Annotated in this window: 14 protein-coding genes and 1 pseudogene; 5 read left to right on the forward strand and 10 right to left on the reverse strand. The window is 51.8% G+C overall.

What is annotated here, in order from left to right; all coding sequences use genetic code 11:
• Nucleotides 1-2: 2 nt before the first annotated feature.
• Genes glcF through glcD form a run of 3 tightly spaced genes read right to left on the reverse strand, consistent with a single transcriptional unit; the run spans nucleotide 3 to nucleotide 3,788 of the window.
• A complete protein-coding gene (gene glcF / locus QUE34_RS18450) occupies nucleotides 3-1,226 on the reverse strand; it encodes a glycolate oxidase subunit GlcF (protein ID WP_001194828.1) in 1,224 nt (407 codons plus the stop codon).
• A 10-nt stretch (nucleotides 1,227-1,236) separates the two neighbouring features.
• Nucleotides 1,237-2,289, reverse strand: a complete 1,053-nt coding sequence (gene glcE / locus QUE34_RS18455) for a glycolate oxidase subunit GlcE (protein ID WP_000943112.1) — start codon at nucleotides 2,287-2,289, stop codon at nucleotides 1,237-1,239.
• Nucleotides 2,289-3,788: a glycolate oxidase subunit GlcD gene (glcD, locus tag QUE34_RS18460; protein WP_000026096.1), complete on the reverse strand. Its 1,500-nt coding sequence runs from the start codon at nucleotides 3,786-3,788 to the stop codon at nucleotides 2,289-2,291. Before glcD ends, glcE begins: the two co-directional genes overlap by 1 nt.
• Nucleotides 3,789-4,038: 250 nt before the next feature.
• Between glcD and glcC the strand changes: the two genes are divergently transcribed.
• Entirely contained in the window at nucleotides 4,039-4,803 is a 765-nt protein-coding gene (gene glcC, locus QUE34_RS18465; protein ID WP_001332920.1) for a transcriptional regulator GlcC, read from the forward strand.
• Between the two features lie 6 nt (nucleotides 4,804-4,809).
• Here glcC and yghO read toward each other — a convergent pair whose 3' ends face one another.
• On the reverse strand, nucleotides 4,810-5,952 hold the full coding sequence (yghO, locus tag QUE34_RS18470; RefSeq protein ID WP_001332919.1) for a protein YghO: 1,143 nt from the start codon (nucleotides 5,950-5,952) through the stop codon (nucleotides 4,810-4,812).
• Between the two features lie 371 nt (nucleotides 5,953-6,323).
• Between yghO and QUE34_RS18475 the strand changes: the two genes are divergently transcribed.
• From QUE34_RS18475 to spt, 4 genes are read left to right on the forward strand one after another with little or no spacing between them, the layout of a single operon-like run.
• Entirely contained in the window at nucleotides 6,324-8,033 is a 1,710-nt protein-coding gene (locus QUE34_RS18475; RefSeq protein WP_072000991.1) for a fatty acyl-AMP ligase, read from the forward strand.
• The gene (locus tag QUE34_RS18480; RefSeq protein WP_032303785.1) at nucleotides 8,030-8,944 is read left to right on the forward strand and encodes an NAD-dependent epimerase/dehydratase family protein; all 915 of its coding nucleotides are present in this window, start codon (nucleotides 8,030-8,032) and stop codon (nucleotides 8,942-8,944) included. The genes QUE34_RS18475 and QUE34_RS18480 overlap by 4 nt, the downstream gene beginning before the upstream one ends.
• Before the next feature lie 31 nt (nucleotides 8,945-8,975).
• Nucleotides 8,976-9,224, forward strand: a complete 249-nt coding sequence (locus tag QUE34_RS18485; protein WP_000248097.1) for an acyl carrier protein — start codon at nucleotides 8,976-8,978, stop codon at nucleotides 9,222-9,224.
• On the forward strand, nucleotides 9,224-10,396 hold the full coding sequence (spt, locus tag QUE34_RS18490; RefSeq protein WP_105268463.1) for a serine palmitoyltransferase: 1,173 nt from the start codon (nucleotides 9,224-9,226) through the stop codon (nucleotides 10,394-10,396). Before QUE34_RS18485 ends, spt begins: the two co-directional genes overlap by 1 nt.
• 34 nt (nucleotides 10,397-10,430) lie before the next feature.
• On the opposite strand, the gene lptG is transcribed toward spt, so the two are convergent.
• From lptG to QUE34_RS18520, 6 genes and pseudogenes are all read right to left on the reverse strand, one after another.
• Nucleotides 10,431-11,510, reverse strand: a complete 1,080-nt coding sequence (gene lptG, locus QUE34_RS18495; protein WP_001332917.1) for an LPS export ABC transporter permease LptG — start codon at nucleotides 11,508-11,510, stop codon at nucleotides 10,431-10,433.
• Nucleotides 11,507-12,577 (reverse strand): LPS export ABC transporter permease LptF, encoded by a 1,071-nt coding sequence (lptF, locus tag QUE34_RS18500; protein ID WP_000779656.1) that lies wholly within the window; start codon nucleotides 12,575-12,577, stop codon nucleotides 11,507-11,509. The genes lptG and lptF overlap by 4 nt, the downstream gene beginning before the upstream one ends.
• 30 nt (nucleotides 12,578-12,607) lie before the next feature.
• Entirely contained in the window at nucleotides 12,608-13,168 is a 561-nt protein-coding gene (locus QUE34_RS18505) for a YtfJ family protein (protein WP_001298770.1), read from the reverse strand.
• 11 nt (nucleotides 13,169-13,179) lie between these two features.
• Nucleotides 13,180-14,004, reverse strand: coding sequence for a hypothetical protein (locus tag QUE34_RS18510; protein WP_000984957.1), 825 nt, complete (start codon nucleotides 14,002-14,004; stop codon nucleotides 13,180-13,182).
• Nucleotides 14,004-15,353, reverse strand: coding sequence for a lipopolysaccharide biosynthesis protein (locus QUE34_RS18515; protein ID WP_000896872.1), 1,350 nt, complete (start codon nucleotides 15,351-15,353; stop codon nucleotides 14,004-14,006). Before QUE34_RS18515 ends, QUE34_RS18510 begins: the two co-directional genes overlap by 1 nt.
• Before the next feature lie 45 nt (nucleotides 15,354-15,398).
• Nucleotides 15,399-16,161: pseudogene (locus QUE34_RS18520) on the reverse strand (nucleoside/nucleotide kinase family protein).
• Between the last annotated feature and the right edge of the window lie 7 nt (nucleotides 16,162-16,168).

The following is a 16,168-nucleotide window of genomic DNA, read 5'->3' on the forward strand; positions in this document are numbered from 1 at the left end:
TGTTATTCCTTATCAAGGGCTTGTTCTACAATTTCAATCCAGTGACGCACAGAGGTACGACCGGCGCTCGCCAGATGCGTCTGGCAACCAATGTTGGCGGTGACGATCATTTCCGGTTTGCCGCTTTCCAGCGCATTCATTTTGTTATCCCGCAGCTGGCGCGCCAGATCGGGATGCGTTAATGCATACGTTCCCGCCGACCCGCAGCACAGATGGCTGTCGGGAACGTCCGTTAAGGTAAATCCAAGACGAAGTAACACTTTTTCCACTTCGCCGTTCAGCTTTTGCGCATGTTGTAGGGTACACGGGCAGTGGAAGGCCAGTTTTTTATCGCCGCGAATTGCCAGTTTTTCCAGCGGTTCCTTGCGCAGAAGTTCGACTAAATCGACCGCCAGTTCACTGACCCGACGCGCTTTATCGGCGTACAACGCATCACTTTTCAGCATCTGCCCATACTCTTTCACGAACGCGCCGCAACCGCTGGCGGTTTGTAAAATTGCCTCGGCACCTGCTTCAATCGCGGGCCACCAGGCATCAATATTATTGCGCGCCCGCGCCAGCCCTTTCTCTTGCGCATTAAGATGATAGTCCACCGCGCCACAACAACCTGCTTCATTAGCTGGCGTCACGCTGATCCCCAGACGATCCAGCACTCGCGCAGTTGCCGCGTTGGTATTGGGCGAAAGCGTAGGCTGGGCGCAGCCTTCCAGCATTAAAACCCGACGCTTATGGCGCAGCGGCGGACGCGGTTTAGCTTTCACCGTTTCGGCAGGCAATTTTGCTCTGACCTGCTCCGGTAAAAACGGTCGCAGCACCAGCCCTACCTGCGTCAGCGCACGAAACACCGCCGGACGCGGCACAACCTGGCGCAACCCTTCGCGCAGCATTCGTTCTGGCAGTGGGCGTTTCACTTTCTGCTCGACAATATCACGCCCGATATCCAGCAAATTGTGATAGCGCACACCAGAAGGACAGGTGGTTTCACAATTGCGACAAGTGAGACAGCGATCGAGATGCTCCTGCGTTTTAAGCGTGACTTCGTTGCCCTCCAGCACCTGTTTAATCAGATAGATGCGCCCGCGCGGCCCGTCCAGTTCATCGCCTAAAAGCTGATAAGTTGGGCAGGTTGCGGTACAAAATCCGCAGTGAACACAGGCGCGCAGGATGCTGTCGGCTTCCAGCGCGCGCGCGTTCTGCCGCATCTCTTCTGTTAATCGGGTTTGCATAGCCTGCTCCTCAAAGTTCCGCGTACATGCGACCGGGGTTAAACACGCCGCAAGGGTCGAGCTGCTGTTTAAGCTGCTGGTGATAGCGGAATAAAGGAGCCGGTAGCGGGGCAAAGCCACCATCTCCGGCACTAAAGCGGGTCGCATGACCGCCTGCGTTGTGGGCAATGCGATGGATTTGATTGTCATCGGCTGTCGATTTCAGCCAACGCAACGCACCGCCCCAGTCGATCAGTTGCTCGCCGGGTAAATCCATCATCGGCGCATCGGTGGGTAAGGAAATACGCCATAAAGTGCCCGGTAATGAGAAGAACGGCAGTTGTTGTTCACGCAATTGCTGCCAGAACTGACCCGCAACCTCTTCGCCACCCAGCAGTTCACGTGCTGCTTTTACCGATCCTTCACCGCCTTCAAGGCGGATCCACAACGCATTGTCGAAGTAACATAAGCCACTAATGGGTAATGGCTGGAGTTGCCACTGGGCGATTTCACTCATGGCTTCTTGCAGGCTTATTTCCCGACGCAAGCTCAGTGTGGCGCGCGGTCGCGGCAACACTTTCATCGAGATTTCAGTGAGCACGCCAAGACAGCCGTAGCTTCCGGCCATTAACCGCGAGAGATCGTATCCGGCAACGTTTTTCATCACTTCGCCACCAAAGCGCAGATGTTTTCCAGTGCCGGTAATAATGCGCGTACCGAGGACAAAATCGCGTACTGAACCACTCCACGGGCGACGCGGCCCTGCCAGCCCGCAGGCGACCATACCGCCCCAGGTGGCTTCTTCACCATAATGCGGTGGCTCGCAGGGGAGCATTTGCCCCGCGCTCTCCAGCGCCGCTTCAATCGCCACCAGCGGTGTTCCGGCACGCGCGGTAATCACCAGCTCGGTCGGGTCGTAATTAACAATGCCGCGATGGCAACGCACATCCAGCGTTTGCCCGATGACAGGACGACCTAAAAAGGCTTTGCTATTGCTTCCCTGAATCACCAGCGGCGTTTTATCGCTAATTGCCTGATTCACCTGCTCCAGCAGTACCTGGCTGTAATCACACTCGCGTAGCATCAGAAACGCTCCAGTTCAGGGAAAGGTAAATGACCGTGATGCACGTGCATGGCACCAAATTCAGCGCAGCGGTGCAGTGTGGGGATGTTTTTCCCAGGGTTCAGCAAACCATCAGGATCAAACGCCGCCTTGACTGCATGAAAAGTAGTAATTTCATCACTGTTGAACTGGGCGCACATCTGATTGATTTTTTCGCGCCCGATGCCATGTTCCCCACTGATACTGCCGCCTACTTCAACACAGAGTTCAAGGATCTTCCCACCCAATTCTTCCGCACGGGCGAATTCACCGGGTTCGTTGGCATCGAAAAGGATTAACGGGTGCATATTGCCGTCTCCGGCATGAAAGACGTTGGCAACGCGTAAATCATATTGCTGCGATAAACGGGCAATGCCTTCCAGTACGCCAGGCAACGCGCGGCGCGGGATGGTGCCGTCCATGCAGTAGTAATCCGGGGAGATACGTCCTACCGCCGGAAAAGCATTTTTGCGACCGGCCCAGAAACGCACGCGCTCCGCTTCATCCTGCGCCAGACGGACGTCAGTCGCGCCCGCTTTCAACAAGATGTCGTTAACCCGCTCGCAGTCTTCCTGTACGTCAGACTCCACGCCGTCCAGCTCGCATAACAAAATCGCTTCGGCGTCGACGGGATAACCGGCATGAATAAAATCTTCCGCCGCGCGGATCGACAGGTTATCCATCATCTCCAGCCCGCCGGGGATAATGCCATTAGCGATGATGTCGCCAACCGCAAGTCCGGCTTTTTCTACCGAGTCAAAGCTGGCTAACAGAACTCGTGCCACAGGGGGCTTCGGCAGCAGTTTTACCGTCACTTCGGTGGTCACGCCGAGCATGCCTTCCGATCCGGTGAACAGCGCCAGTAGGTCAAAACCGGGCGAATCCAGCGCGTCCGATCCCAGCGTTAGTGCCTCGCCATCCAGCGTTTGCACTTCAATTTTCAGCAGGTTATGTACGGTCAGACCATATTTCAGACAGTGGACGCCCCCGGCGTTTTCCGCCACGTTGCCGCCAATGGAACAGGCGATTTGTGAGGAAGGATCCGGCGCGTAATAGAGATTATGCGACGCAACAGCCTGGGAGATCGCCAGGTTACGCACGCCCGGCTGCACACGCGCACGGCGACCAACGGGGTTAATGTCGAGGATCTCTTTAAAGCGCGCCATCACCAACAACACACCTTTTTCCAGCGGCAGCGCGCCACCAGAAAGCCCGGTGCCTGCGCCACGGGTCACTACCGGTACATGCAAACGGTGGCAGACAGCGAGAATCGCCGTCACCTGTTCCATCTGCTTAGGCAGAACAACCAGTAATGGACGCGTACGATACGCGCTCAACCCGTCACACTCGTAAGGAATGATCTCCTCATCGGTATGCAGGATCTCCAGTCCAGGGACATGCTCACGCAGTGCCATCAGTACCGATGTACGGTCGACATCGGGTAAAGCGCCATCAAGACGCTCTTCGTACAAGATGCTCATGAGTAGGGTTCGCTTTGTTGTGTTGTGTGGCAGCTGATTTTTGCGCGCTGCTTCTGTGAACAGTTATTAAGCGGGCTTTTCGTTTTCGTCTATCTCTTTAGCTACCGGTCAGACCATTTTTTTTCCAGCTCTGTGACCTTGCCTTGGTTAACTTAATGTTAAATTGATGTAACATAATCACTTACGTGATGTGCGTGTTTTGCGAATCAAGAACAGAAAAATTGGTCCTACCTGTGCACGAGGTCCGGGAATGAAAGATGAACGTCGCCCTATTTGCGAAGTGGTTGCAGAGAGTATCGAACGGTTAATTATCGACGGCGTGCTGAAGGTCGGTCAGCCGCTTCCCTCGGAACGTCGACTGTGTGAAAAGCTCGGCTTCTCGCGTTCCGCACTGCGTGAAGGGCTGACCGTGCTGCGCGGACGCGGGATTATTGAAACAGCACAGGGGCGCGATTCTCGTGTAGCACGCCTTAATCGCGTGCAGGACACCAGCCCGCTGATCCATCTGTTCAGTACACAGCCGCGAACGCTATACGATCTACTCGACGTTCGCGCATTGCTGGAAGGCGAATCGGCAAGGTTGGCAGCTACGCTGGGAACCCAGGCGGATTTTGTTTTGATAACCCGCTGTTATGAAAAAATGCTCGCCGCCAGTGAAAACAACAAAGAAATTTCGCTGATCGAACACGCGCAGCTGGATCATGCTTTCCATCTTGCCATTTGTCAGGCTTCCCACAATCAGGTGCTAGTTTTTACGCTGCAATCATTGACCGATCTGATGTTTAATTCAGTGTTTGCCAGCGTAAATAATCTCTACCATCGACCACAGCAAAAAAAGCAGATCGATCGCCAACATGCGCGGATCTACAACGCGGTGTTGCAGCGACTGCCGCACGTCGCCCAGCGCGCCGCACGTGATCATGTGCGGACCGTGAAAAAGAATCTCCACGATATCGAGCTGGAAGGCCACCATTTGATTCGCTCGGCGGTGCCACTGGAGATGAAGCAGGGGTGACTGCCATCAAATCTGCTTTTCATACAATCGGTAACGCTTGTACGGCTCCGCCCCAATGCGTTCCAGCATGTTATTCATGCCTGTATTGGTTTCGAGGATCCATGACATCTCCAGCGCATCGATCTTCCGGCGGGCAAACGGATCGCGTAAGGCTTCAATCAATAACAGCGCAATCACCGGGCCGATGCGGCTGAACTGATACTCGTCGCGCACGCCCATCAGCGGTACTCGCGCAGTTCGCACACCGCTGACTTTCAAACGCCACAGCAATTTTGCCCAGCCGAAGGGAAAGAGCGATCCGTTCAGATCGGCAATCGCCTCGTTGATGTTTGGCAAGCCGACAATAAACGCGCAGGGTGCAGAATCAATCTCAGCGATGTAGATCATATCGTCCGGCACCAGATATTTAAGTTGATCGCCCATGGTCGCGAATTCATGTTCGGTAAACGGCACAAATCCCCAGTTGTGTTGCCAGCCAGAGTTGAAAATCTCACGCAGGATCTGCATCTCTTCGGCAAACCGCTGGCGATTGATGCAGCGAATGGTCACCTTTTTGCGCACCTGATCCATCAGTTTTTTTAGCGCCGGAGAGAACGTGAGATCGGTTCGCTGCATCCACCACGCCAGTAAATCAATGCCTTTGTGATAACCCAGTTCTTCAATATGCGCGGCATACCACGGTTTGCCGTGTGGCATCATCGCACTGGGTGGTGTGTCAAACCCTTCAATCAGTAATCCGCTTTCCTGATTGATATTCAGGCTGAAAGGCCCGCTGATCTTACTTGCACCTTGTGACTTCAACCACGCTTCCGCTGCGCCAAACAAAGCGGCAAAAACCTGCGGATCATCAATGGCGTCAATCATGCCAAAATGACCGGTATCGTCACCGTAACGCTCGCGGTGCAAGGTATCGATTTGCGCGGTAATCCGCCCGACTATCTGCCCCGCTTTTTTTGCTACCCACGCCTGCCAGATAATATGGTCCGTCCCCGGATTCTTCGCCGACAAATGCTCGCTGCGTTCAATGAACAAAGGGGGTATCCAGTTTGGATCATCGGGATAAAGTGATGACGGAAAAGCGATAAATGCCTTAAGGTCATTTTTATTAATTACTTTTTCAATTTTAATCATCAGCAGATCGCATTCCATATCTCTGTGGATAACAAATAATTAACGGTGACAAACAGATTGCAACAGCAACGAACGGCATCTTAATAATCAACCCAATGAATACAAACAAAGAATAAATAGTATTTATTAATAATTAAGATAAAGTCAGAGACTACACAGAAGCGCCTCAATGCCTTTTGTCGATTTAAGGCAACCAAACAAGGCTTCTTCTTAATATATTCATAAATTAAATATCATTCACAATAAAAACAACAAAGCCAAACCTATTATTTAAATCAATGTTCAATATCGCACCGATGAAAATACTATCTCATTTATCTTTTATGCCTATATAATCCACCGCATTATTGTCATTTTATTTCTGATATCCAATTTTTTTCGTGGTGTATATGTCTAATAAAATCTTTACGCATTCCCTACCTATGCGCTATGCCGATTTTCCAACGCTGGTTGATGCTTTGGACTACGCCGCTCTGAGTAGCGCCGGAATGAATTTTTATGACAGACGTTGCCAACTTGAAGATCAACTGGAATATCAGACGTTAAAAGCGCGTGCCGAAGCTGGTGCGAAGCGGTTGTTATCACTGAATCTGAAAAAAGGCGATCGCGTGGCGCTGATTGCCGAAACGAGTAGCGGGTTTGTAGAGGCTTTTTTTGCCTGCCAGTATGCCGGCTTAGTCGCCGTCCCGTTGGCAATTCCAATGGGCGTCGGTCAGCGGGATTCCTGGAGCGCCAAACTGCAGGGTTTACTGGCAAGTTGCCAGCCCGCAGCCATTATCACTGGTGATGAGTGGTTGCCACTGGTCAATGCTGCTACGCATAACAACCCCGAATTACATGTTTTAAGCCACGCCTGGTTTAAGGCATTACCGGAAGCCGATGTTGTACTCCAGCGTCCAGTTCCGAACGATATCGCCTACCTCCAGTACACCTCCGGCAGCACCCGTTTTCCCCGTGGCGTCATTATCACCCATCGCGAAGTGATGGCTAATCTACGTGCTATAAGCCACGATGGCATTAAATTACGCCCTGGCGACCGCTGCATCTCCTGGCTGCCTTTCTACCATGATATGGGACTGGTCGGCTTTCTCCTGACCCCCGTCGCCACGCAGCTCTCAGTAGATTATTTGCGCACTCAGGATTTTGCCATGCGTCCTCTGCAATGGCTTAAATTGCTCAGTAAAAATCGCGGCACCGTTTCCGTTGCGCCGCCGTTTGGCTATGAATTGTGCCAGCGCCGCGTGAATGAAAAAGATCTCGCTGAACTGGATCTTTCCTGCTGGCGCGTTGCTGGTATTGGTGCTGAGCCGATCTCCGCAGAACAACTCCATCAATTCGCTGAATGTTTCCGTCAGGTTAACTTTGACGATAAAACTTTCATGCCGTGCTACGGACTGGCAGAAAATGCGCTGGCTGTCAGCTTCTCTGATGAAACCTCCGGGGTTGTGGTTAACGAAGTGGATCGCGACATCCTTGAATATCAGGGCAAAGCCGTCGCGCCGGGTGCTGAAACACGCGCCGTATCGACTTTCGTCAACTGCGGTAAAGCGTTGCCGGAACATGGCATTGAAATCCGCAATGAAGCAGGTATGCCGGTCGCGGAACGTGTGGTAGGCCATATTTGCATCTCCGGCCCCAGCCTGATGAGCGGTTACTTTGGCGACCAGGTTTCGCAAGACGAGATTGCCGCGACGGGCTGGTTAGATACCGGCGACCTCGGTTATCTGCTGGACGGTTATCTGTATGTCACCGGGCGCATTAAAGATCTGATTATTATTCGTGGCCGTAATATCTGGCCGCAGGATATTGAATATATTGCGGAACAGGAACCGGAAATTCATTCTGGCGATGCGATTGCTTTTGTTACCGCCCAGGAAAAAATCATTTTGCAGATCCAGTGTAGGATCAGCGACGAAGAACGTCGTGGGCAGCTTATCCACGCACTGGCAGCACGGATCCAAAGCGAATTTGGCGTAACAGCGGCTATCGATCTGTTGCCGCCCCACAGTATTCCCCGAACGTCCTCCGGCAAGCCTGCCCGTGCGGAAGCGAAAAAACGTTATGCTGCAAGCCTTCATGTGCAGGAATCCATGGCATGAATCAAACTGTCGCGGTGACGGGCGCTACCGGGTTTATCGGTAAATATATTATCGATAACCTGCTCGCCCGCGGCTTTCACGTTCGCGCATTGACGCGTACTGCCCGCGCTCACGTCAATGATAATCTCATCTGGGTGCGCGGTTCGCTGGAAGATACACATTCGCTTAGCGAACTGGTTGCCGGAGCCAGCGCGGTGGTCCATTGCGCCGGGCAAGTGCGCGGACACAAAGAAGAGATTTTTACCCGATGTAACGTTGACGGCAGCCTGCGCCTGATGCAAGCGGCAAAAGAGAGCGGCTTTTGCCAACGTTTTCTGTTTATCTCTTCGCTGGCGGCGCGCCATCCCGAACTCTCCTGGTACGCAAATTCCAAACACGTCGCCGAACAACGACTGACCGCAATGGCTGACGAAATTACGCTGGGCATTTTTCGCCCAACAGCCGTGTATGGTCCCGGCGATAAAGAGTTAAAACCGCTGTTTGACTGGATGCTGCGCGGCCTGCTGCCACGACTTGGTGCGCCAGATACACAGCTCTCTTTCCTGCACGTCACCGATTTCGCGCAAGCCGTGGGGCAGTGGTTAAGCGCCGAAACTGTACAGACGCAAACCTATGAATTATGCGATGGCGTCGCCGGCGGCTATGACTGGCAACGCGTACAGCAACTTGCCGCCGACGCCCGTTGCGGTTCCGTTCGAATGGTTGGTATTCCTCTGCCGGTACTCACCTGCCTTGCGGATATCAGTACCGCGTTGAGTCGCCTGGCAGGTAAAGAACCTATGCTGACCCGCTCGAAAATCCGTGAATTAACCCACGCCGACTGGTCAGCAAGTAATAACCGTATTTCTGAAGATATTAATTGGTTTCCCGGGATTAGCCTGGAACACGCATTACGCAGCGGGCTATTTTGATTGTCTTGTTTAAAGGTGTGTTAACGTTTCTATGGTAAATCGTGAAATAGTAATGGATTACATCCTTTCCTGTTTACAGGATTTGGTCGAAAACGGTGTGGAAATTAAGCCCGACAGCGATCTCGTCAACGATCTTGGCCTGGAGTCGATCAAAGTGATGGATCTCTTAATGATGCTGGAAGACAGATTCGATATTTCCATTCCTATTAATATTCTGCTGGATGTCAAAACCCCTGCGCAATTAATGGAAACTCTACTTCCATGGCTGGAGAATAAATAATGGGGCTATACGATAAATATGCGCGCCTTGCTGGCGAGCGACTGCAATTTAGTGACAACGGGTTAACGCCGTTTGGTACCTGTATTGATGAAGTGTATTCCGCCACCGAAGGCCGTATCGGCAATAAAAAAGTGATTCTGGCCGGGACCAATAATTATCTCGGTTTAACCTTCAATCATGATGCCATCGCCGAAGGTCAGGCAGCGTTAGCGGCCCAAGGCACCGGCACTACCGGTTCTCGTATGGCTAATGGCAGCTATGCGCCACATCTGGCGTTAGAGAAAGAAATTGCCGAGTTTTTCAATCGCCCTACCGCTATCGTTTTTTCAACCGGTTATACCGCGAATTTAGGCGTCATCAGCGCACTTGCCGACCATAACGCCGTGGTGTTACTGGATGCCGATAGCCACGCCAGTATTTATGACGCCTGTTCTCTCGGTGGAGCGGAAATTATTCGTTTCCGCCATAACGATGCTAAAGATCTGGAACGGCGCATGGTTCGCCTCGGTGAACGGGCAAAAGAGGCGATTATCATCGTTGAAGGCATCTACAGTATGCTCGGTGACGTTGCGCCGCTGGCGGAAATTGTTGATATCAAACGTCGTCTTGGTGGTTATTTGATTGTCGATGAAGCGCATTCGTTTGGCGTATTAGGTGCAACAGGGCGCGGACTGGCTGAAGCCGTTGGCGTTGAAGATGATGTGGATATTATCGTTGGTACTTTCAGTAAAAGTCTGGCCTCGATTGGCGGTTTTGCTGTCGGTTCGGAAGCGATGGAAGTGCTGCGCTACGGCAGCCGCCCGTATATTTTTACCGCCTCTCTTTCTCCGTCCTGCATTGCGACCGTGCGCTCGTCGTTAAGAACCATTGCCTCACAACCAGAGTTGCGGCAAAAGCTGATGGATAACGCCAACCATCTGTATGACGGTCTGCAAAAACTGGGTTACGAGTTAAGTTCACATATTAGCCCGGTAGTGCCAGTAATAATCGGTTCGAAAGAGGAAGGTTTACGCATCTGGCGCGAGCTTATTTCGCTGGGCGTTTATGTGAATCTTATCCTGCCACCTGCCGCGCCTGCAGGCATCACGCTGCTGCGCTGTAGCGTAAACTCTGCCCACACTCGTGAGCAAATCGATGCCATCATTCAGGCATTTGCTACTCTGAAGCAGTAATGTGAGCCCGCTGTGGTGCTGCGCCACAGCGGGTTTAATGTTGACTGTCATACCAATACACCAGGCTCAACGCCACCAGCATAAACGCTATCGGTAAACCGAGCGCGGTAACAGGTGCGCTCAACGCAAATAGCAATCCCAGATTGACCATGATTTGATAGCTGATCCAGGTGAGTAAGCCCACGATGACGCCTACAGCGAGACGGCTACCCATCCCAGGCGAACGCGGGGCACTAAAGGTAAACGGCACAGCCAGCAAAATCATCGCAAGGGTCAAGATGGGTTGTCCCAGTTTTTCCCACAGTGCAAGGCGGTATTCGCTGCTGGGTTGCCCGGTTTCCTGCAAATAATGGATGTAATGATTAAGTTGACGGACAGAAAAAGTATTTCCCGGCATCGATAACTCTTCAAGATTCATACTGGTGAAGGCCGATTGCCAGGCAAGATTATCAGATGTTTCCAGCGTTTCTTTGCCATTCAGCCATTTTTTATGATTCACACCATGCAGGATCCACGTTTTGTCGTCTTCAATGGTGGCACTGCGTGCATAAATGTAGGATTCGAGCGAGAGATCGTCGCGGTAATGAAATATCTCCACGCCCACCGGCTGGCCCTGCTCGTTCAGCGATTTCACCGTCACAAATTCATTACCACGCCTGGCCCACAGCATATTGCCGGTAATGTCATCGTCCTCCCCCAACGCAGTGGCAGTCGATTTGATTTGCAGCGCCTGTTGCTGCAATGGCGACGCCACCCACTCATCTATCGCGCCTAATGAAACAGTCCACAATATCCCGGCAACCAGCGCCACCAGTGCAATACGGAAGATAGAAAACCCCGTGCTGCGAATGGCGGTAAGCTCACTGTTTTTCGCTAACTGCCCCAGGCCGACAATCCCTCCCAATAAGGCGATAAACGGCGAAAGTTCGACCAGTGTGCGCGGTAAGGTCATCAGCACCACCAGCACCGCCTGAGTCCAGCGATAACCACCCGGGCTGACATCATCCAGTTCGTTAATCAGGTTGAAGGTGGTAAAAAGCGGCAGCAATAGCCCTGCGGCGGCGGCAAAACCGAGAAAGAGATGACGGATTAAATAGCGACTGAAAACATTCATCGGGAAAATTTCTGCAGCAAAGAGAAGTCGCGTGCGACCAGCATCAGCAGGCCCATTAGCATGAGTCCGGGTACTAACCACAAACCAGGAATGAGGGGAATCGCGCCGTTAGCCACCAGCGTACGGCAGACGTCGCCGCCATAAAAAATGGCAACAAACAGCAACGTCAGTGGCAATAACGTTGAAAATCGCCCTTGCCGCGGTTTTACCCGACTTAATGAAATGGCCAGCAGCGCCATCAACAATGCTGTCAGGCCACGGCTTTGTCGCCATTGCAGTTCGGCATGATCGGCAGGAAAGGCGGAGCGCGCCAGCTCCGTGACCGATTTTGCTTTGCGTTTGACGTTAGGGCTTTGATCCAGCGGATTCAGATGCAATTGCAGATTACGGTAGATCTGTTCGTTGTCGTCACGCCCCTGATGATCGAGAAGATAGGCGGTCCCGTTATGCAACATAACGGTCGGTTTCTCGGGTGATGGGTCAACTACATCAACCGAACGGGCGCGGAAAATACGGGTTCGATTGGCAGTAGAAGTATAAATCAGCACGTCAGTCAGGCGATTATTATCCTGATCAACCGTCTGCGAAAGGATCATTCGTCCGTTATCGTTAGTGTTAAATTTCTTTGCCCGCAACTGGCGAACATCCAGCTCCGACTGCGACTGTTGCTCCAGTTGATAAATCTGCGCATAAGCCCACGGCCGACCATACATCGACAGAAGGGTGACAAAAATACTTAGCGGTATCGCCAGATAAAGAACGGCTTTGTACAAGCGTCCCGGACTCCCTCCCGCCGCAGAAATAGCGGTAATTTCCGAGTCGGTATACATCTGCCCTAGCGTCACGCCAACTGACACATACAGTCCAACAGGTAACAACATCTCCAGTGCAATCAGCACCTTGTAGAAAACAATATCCAGCACAACATCAAGAGCTAATGTCCCATTTGCCGCTTCGGTCAGATAACGCTGTGCGGAGTAGCTGGCGAAAATAAAGATCAGAAAACCGACGATAATCAGCACCAGACGGCGCGTACCACGCATGATGTAGTGTTCAACCAGCTTCATCTCACTAACGCCCTCAATCCTTTGAGTTTTTTATTCATTGATCAGCTTCTGCGCCAGCGCAATGACATGATCTACCTCTTCTGGCGTCAGGCTGCCGTCCTTTGCCCACTGAATTTGCCCGGCTTTATTCAGCACCAGAATGGTTGAACTCTGCTCCGGCAACCGCCAGGCAACGCGTCCCTGTCCATTGCCGTCAATAACGAATTGCGCCCACGGATAGCGGCGTTTATTTTTTTCGATTTTGCCAACGACAAAATAGCCAGTACCAAAGATGGCATCATCGGTGTTCACAATGGTGGTGGGCTGAAAACGATCCTGCGGAAAGTTTGCCGCTTCAACCGCTTTAATTAACAGTGAGTTCTTTTTCTTCGCCGACTTACGCCCGGCGATATACTGAATAATGCGGACTTTTCCCGCCAGCTGTGTGCTGTTCCACTTTTGGTAGTGAATTTCGTCGTCGCTATTCAGAAGCAGCTCGCCGCCTTCCTGGATATAAACAGGGGTAACCGTTTTACCAGTGACGAAATTGTGCGCCTGCACACCCGGGGCTAAGAGCATGATAATCAGCGCAATAATCAAACGAGATGACATCATTGCTCCGGTTATAGCGGAAAACGCGAAATCAGCAGTTCTAAGCGCTGACGAATATCGCTATCCAGCGCCATCGGTGCATCATACGACTGGCGGTTTTCCATATCATCCGCCACCATGTCGTCGTGTTTATCCCCCATCAGGCCATTAATGGCGGCGAGGAAGCGGGAAATCTGTAACGCTTCTTTATTTTCAAGATCAAGCGATCTTAGGGTGTCGTAATAAGAAACCTGCTGGCTGATGATTTTTCGCACATCATGAAATTCCCTGCCGGTTAGTCGCGGTTTGGCAATTATCTCTTTCAGGGTATGCATTTGCTTTTGCCGATAGGCAATAAAACCGCTTACGCTTTCTAACTGGCTATGGCGTAATGAATAGTTCACCAACGACCAGACCGGAGAGCTTAAATAAATTCGTAACAGGTTGCCGTAATACGACACAATATTTTTTTTACCGTTACGGAAACCATCCTGAAAATGGCCCAGACATACCGTCGTTTTGCCGAATAAAAATCCTGCCTGGTGTTTTTTCAGATACAGTCGCTGAGCGAAACGCAGATGCTTATAACGCGCCCGCATATATTTAAACTGTTTACGCTCGTCAGCCGTAAGCCCCTCGCCTTTGGCTTGTTTGTGGATTAAACGCAGTAATTCCTGACGATCAACGCCATTCAGCCAGAATTGCAGGCATAACGCGTAATTATCATGAATGATTTCGGTGGTACAACCTGTTACGATAGTCGGCGGTAAACTGACCTGCGCATCAACGACATCATCTTCTTCAACTGCAATAAATAGACGCTCGCTCGCCTCAAGCGGGAAATATTTTCTCATCATCAGGATTTCTCTCCGGCTGCGTTATAAAGCAAGGAATGGCGCTGAAAAAATGCCTTTAAGGTTGGAATTAACGAGAGCACCACATCCAGACATTGCCCACCGAAGTAAGCAAATGCAGCCCCCAGCACGCCAAACAGATGACAGAACATGAACAGCAATACGATGTAGCCGATTGAGGCGATGGTTTGCGCCACGAGAAAAGCGCGCTGTTTTCCCGCCATCAATAGCAATGACTCCTGTGGGAAGCCCAGCATCGAAATAACAATGGCTCCGAGCATTACCTGGATCAGGTCATACGCTTCGAGATACTTAACACCAAACACCAGTGAAATAAGTGGCTTACCAACGATTAACACAGCCAGCGCCACCAGAATGCCAATCCCGCCAGCCAGCAATCCAGACTTCACGCCAAGGAGCCACGGTCTGGTGGTACGCGGATCTAAACGCATTACCTCTGGGTAAAAACTTTTGCCCAGTAAACCCGCTGGCGTTCCGGCGGCATCGAAGAATGTCATGGCGATTTTAAATAACCCGGCGGCAGCGGGTCCTAACACGATCCCCACCAACACTGTGCTGCACGAGTTACGTGCCGACCAGATGGAGTGGGCAATGTTGGTTGACCAGACAAAACTCCACGCGCCTTTAATGTGTCGGGCAGACTCAAACAGATTCAATTTGAAGGCGTTATGGATATTTCTGCGGCGTAATTCGCGCGCGGCAAACCACCAGTACATGGTGCCGCCAACCAGATTCGATGCGTACCAGGCAATAACAAAACCCGCAAAACCAAAATCAAAATACCAGGCTACGACGCTCCCCGCTGCGCGCAGAAAAGGTTTCGTCGCCTGCTGTACAGCAATCAAATCGAAGCGATCTACCGCACGCAGAATGCCGGTCGGTGTGGAGGAAGCCATTGAAGGAATGAGCGTGCAATACAGCGCTGCCAGCCAAAAGCTTTGGTCATCCAGACCTAATGAATGGGAAAGAAAAGGGAGTAAGGCAATGCCGCCGACAATCGCCACCGCGCCGCTGACGATATCCAACGAGAAGGAAAATGAGACGACATTGCGAAATTGCTGCGGATTATTATTGGTCAAGGCTGGCGTTCCGTACTGAACCACCAGCTGCCATGTCTGAAACTTAATAAAATCGCTGATCGACTTGGCGTACGATTGCACAATCACCAGTACGCCAAACATGGCGGGCGTCATCCCTTTACCGGCACACGAGAGCGCCAACAGACCCAGCAAAGCGCTCACGACATTACTGGAGCCTAACCAGGCGCTATTGCGAATAATGGTGCGAAACGCGCCATCTGCAAACCAATGTTTGATGTTAAACCCCGCCAATTCAGCCTGACCTTATCGTTGATAGTAAAAAGTATCCCGCCAACCTTAAGTTAAACTTCGGCGGTCAGAAACGATTGCAACCAGAGAAACCGCCTTCTGTGCCTGTTCCAGCACTTCGCTGTAGGGAGCTCTGGAATCAATCTCAAGAATTTTTGTGCCGTTATAGCCAATCGTCGACATGACACCGATTTTGTCCTGCAGTCTACTCGGCATAGTCATGGTCAGGCTTGCGGGAGATGGCAGTATCAATATCAATCCCCAAACGAATAATTAATTCAGGACGGTATTGCGCCATTTTTTGGTATAAACGCCGTTCGCGCTGTGCCAGAAACATGCTGATTTTCCCGGTCGCACGCTCGACGCCAATCCCCGGTCCGTCATAATAAAAGCCCGAAATTTCAGCCTGCGGGAAGCGATCGCTGACCACCAGAACGCCACTTTGCGCCAGTCGCTGAACCTTGCGTAGATTCGCCATTCTTCGCAGCGAGAAGCAGTACATAATCACCGCCGCCCATAGCGCCGGAGATTTGGTTTTCATGCTTTGGGTTTTCGAGGATTTGGCCGCCAGTCGCCGTTCCAGCCAGACGCCAACGAGCGGCAACCGTTTGATTTTGTCGCCGTCTTCGCCGGAGAGCAGCCCCAGATAGCGGCGCTCGGTTTGCCAGTGTTGTTGCAGCGATTTCACCAGGTCAGTGGTCAATGTGGATTTACCGGTGCCATCACACCCGACCACCGCAATCAGCCCCGGAATGTAGTTGGGCTGCGGCGCGGTTGTACTATTAACAGTTTGTGTTTGTAGTGCATCCATTCGTTAA

The organism is Escherichia sp. KS167_9B, from assembly GCF_030295215.1.
GTDB lineage: Bacteria > Pseudomonadota > Gammaproteobacteria > Enterobacterales > Enterobacteriaceae > Escherichia > Escherichia coli_F.

Excerpts from the sequence above, each read along its gene's own strand:
- glcF (WP_001194828.1), bottom strand. The coding sequence starts at position 1,226 with ATGCAAACCCGATTAACAGAAGAGATGCGGCAGAACGCGCGCGCGCTG.
- glcE (WP_000943112.1), bottom strand. The coding sequence starts at position 2,289 with ATGCTACGCGAGTGTGATTACAGCCAGGTACTGCTGGAGCAGGTGAAT.
- glcD (WP_000026096.1), bottom strand. The coding sequence starts at position 3,788 with ATGAGCATCTTGTACGAAGAGCGTCTTGATGGCGCTTTACCCGATGTC.
- glcC (WP_001332920.1), top strand. The coding sequence starts at position 4,039 with ATGAAAGATGAACGTCGCCCTATTTGCGAAGTGGTTGCAGAGAGTATC.
- yghO (WP_001332919.1), bottom strand. The coding sequence starts at position 5,952 with ATGGAATGCGATCTGCTGATGATTAAAATTGAAAAAGTAATTAATAAA.
- QUE34_RS18475 (WP_072000991.1), top strand. The coding sequence starts at position 6,324 with ATGTCTAATAAAATCTTTACGCATTCCCTACCTATGCGCTATGCCGAT.
- QUE34_RS18480 (WP_032303785.1), top strand. The coding sequence starts at position 8,030 with ATGAATCAAACTGTCGCGGTGACGGGCGCTACCGGGTTTATCGGTAAA.
- QUE34_RS18485 (WP_000248097.1), top strand. The coding sequence starts at position 8,976 with ATGGTAAATCGTGAAATAGTAATGGATTACATCCTTTCCTGTTTACAG.
- spt (WP_105268463.1), top strand. The coding sequence starts at position 9,224 with ATGGGGCTATACGATAAATATGCGCGCCTTGCTGGCGAGCGACTGCAA.
- lptG (WP_001332917.1), bottom strand. The coding sequence starts at position 11,510 with ATGAATGTTTTCAGTCGCTATTTAATCCGTCATCTCTTTCTCGGTTTT.
- lptF (WP_000779656.1), bottom strand. The coding sequence starts at position 12,577 with ATGAAGCTGGTTGAACACTACATCATGCGTGGTACGCGCCGTCTGGTG.
- QUE34_RS18505 (WP_001298770.1), bottom strand. The coding sequence starts at position 13,168 with ATGTCATCTCGTTTGATTATTGCGCTGATTATCATGCTCTTAGCCCCG.
- QUE34_RS18510 (WP_000984957.1), bottom strand. The coding sequence starts at position 14,004 with ATGATGAGAAAATATTTCCCGCTTGAGGCGAGCGAGCGTCTATTTATT.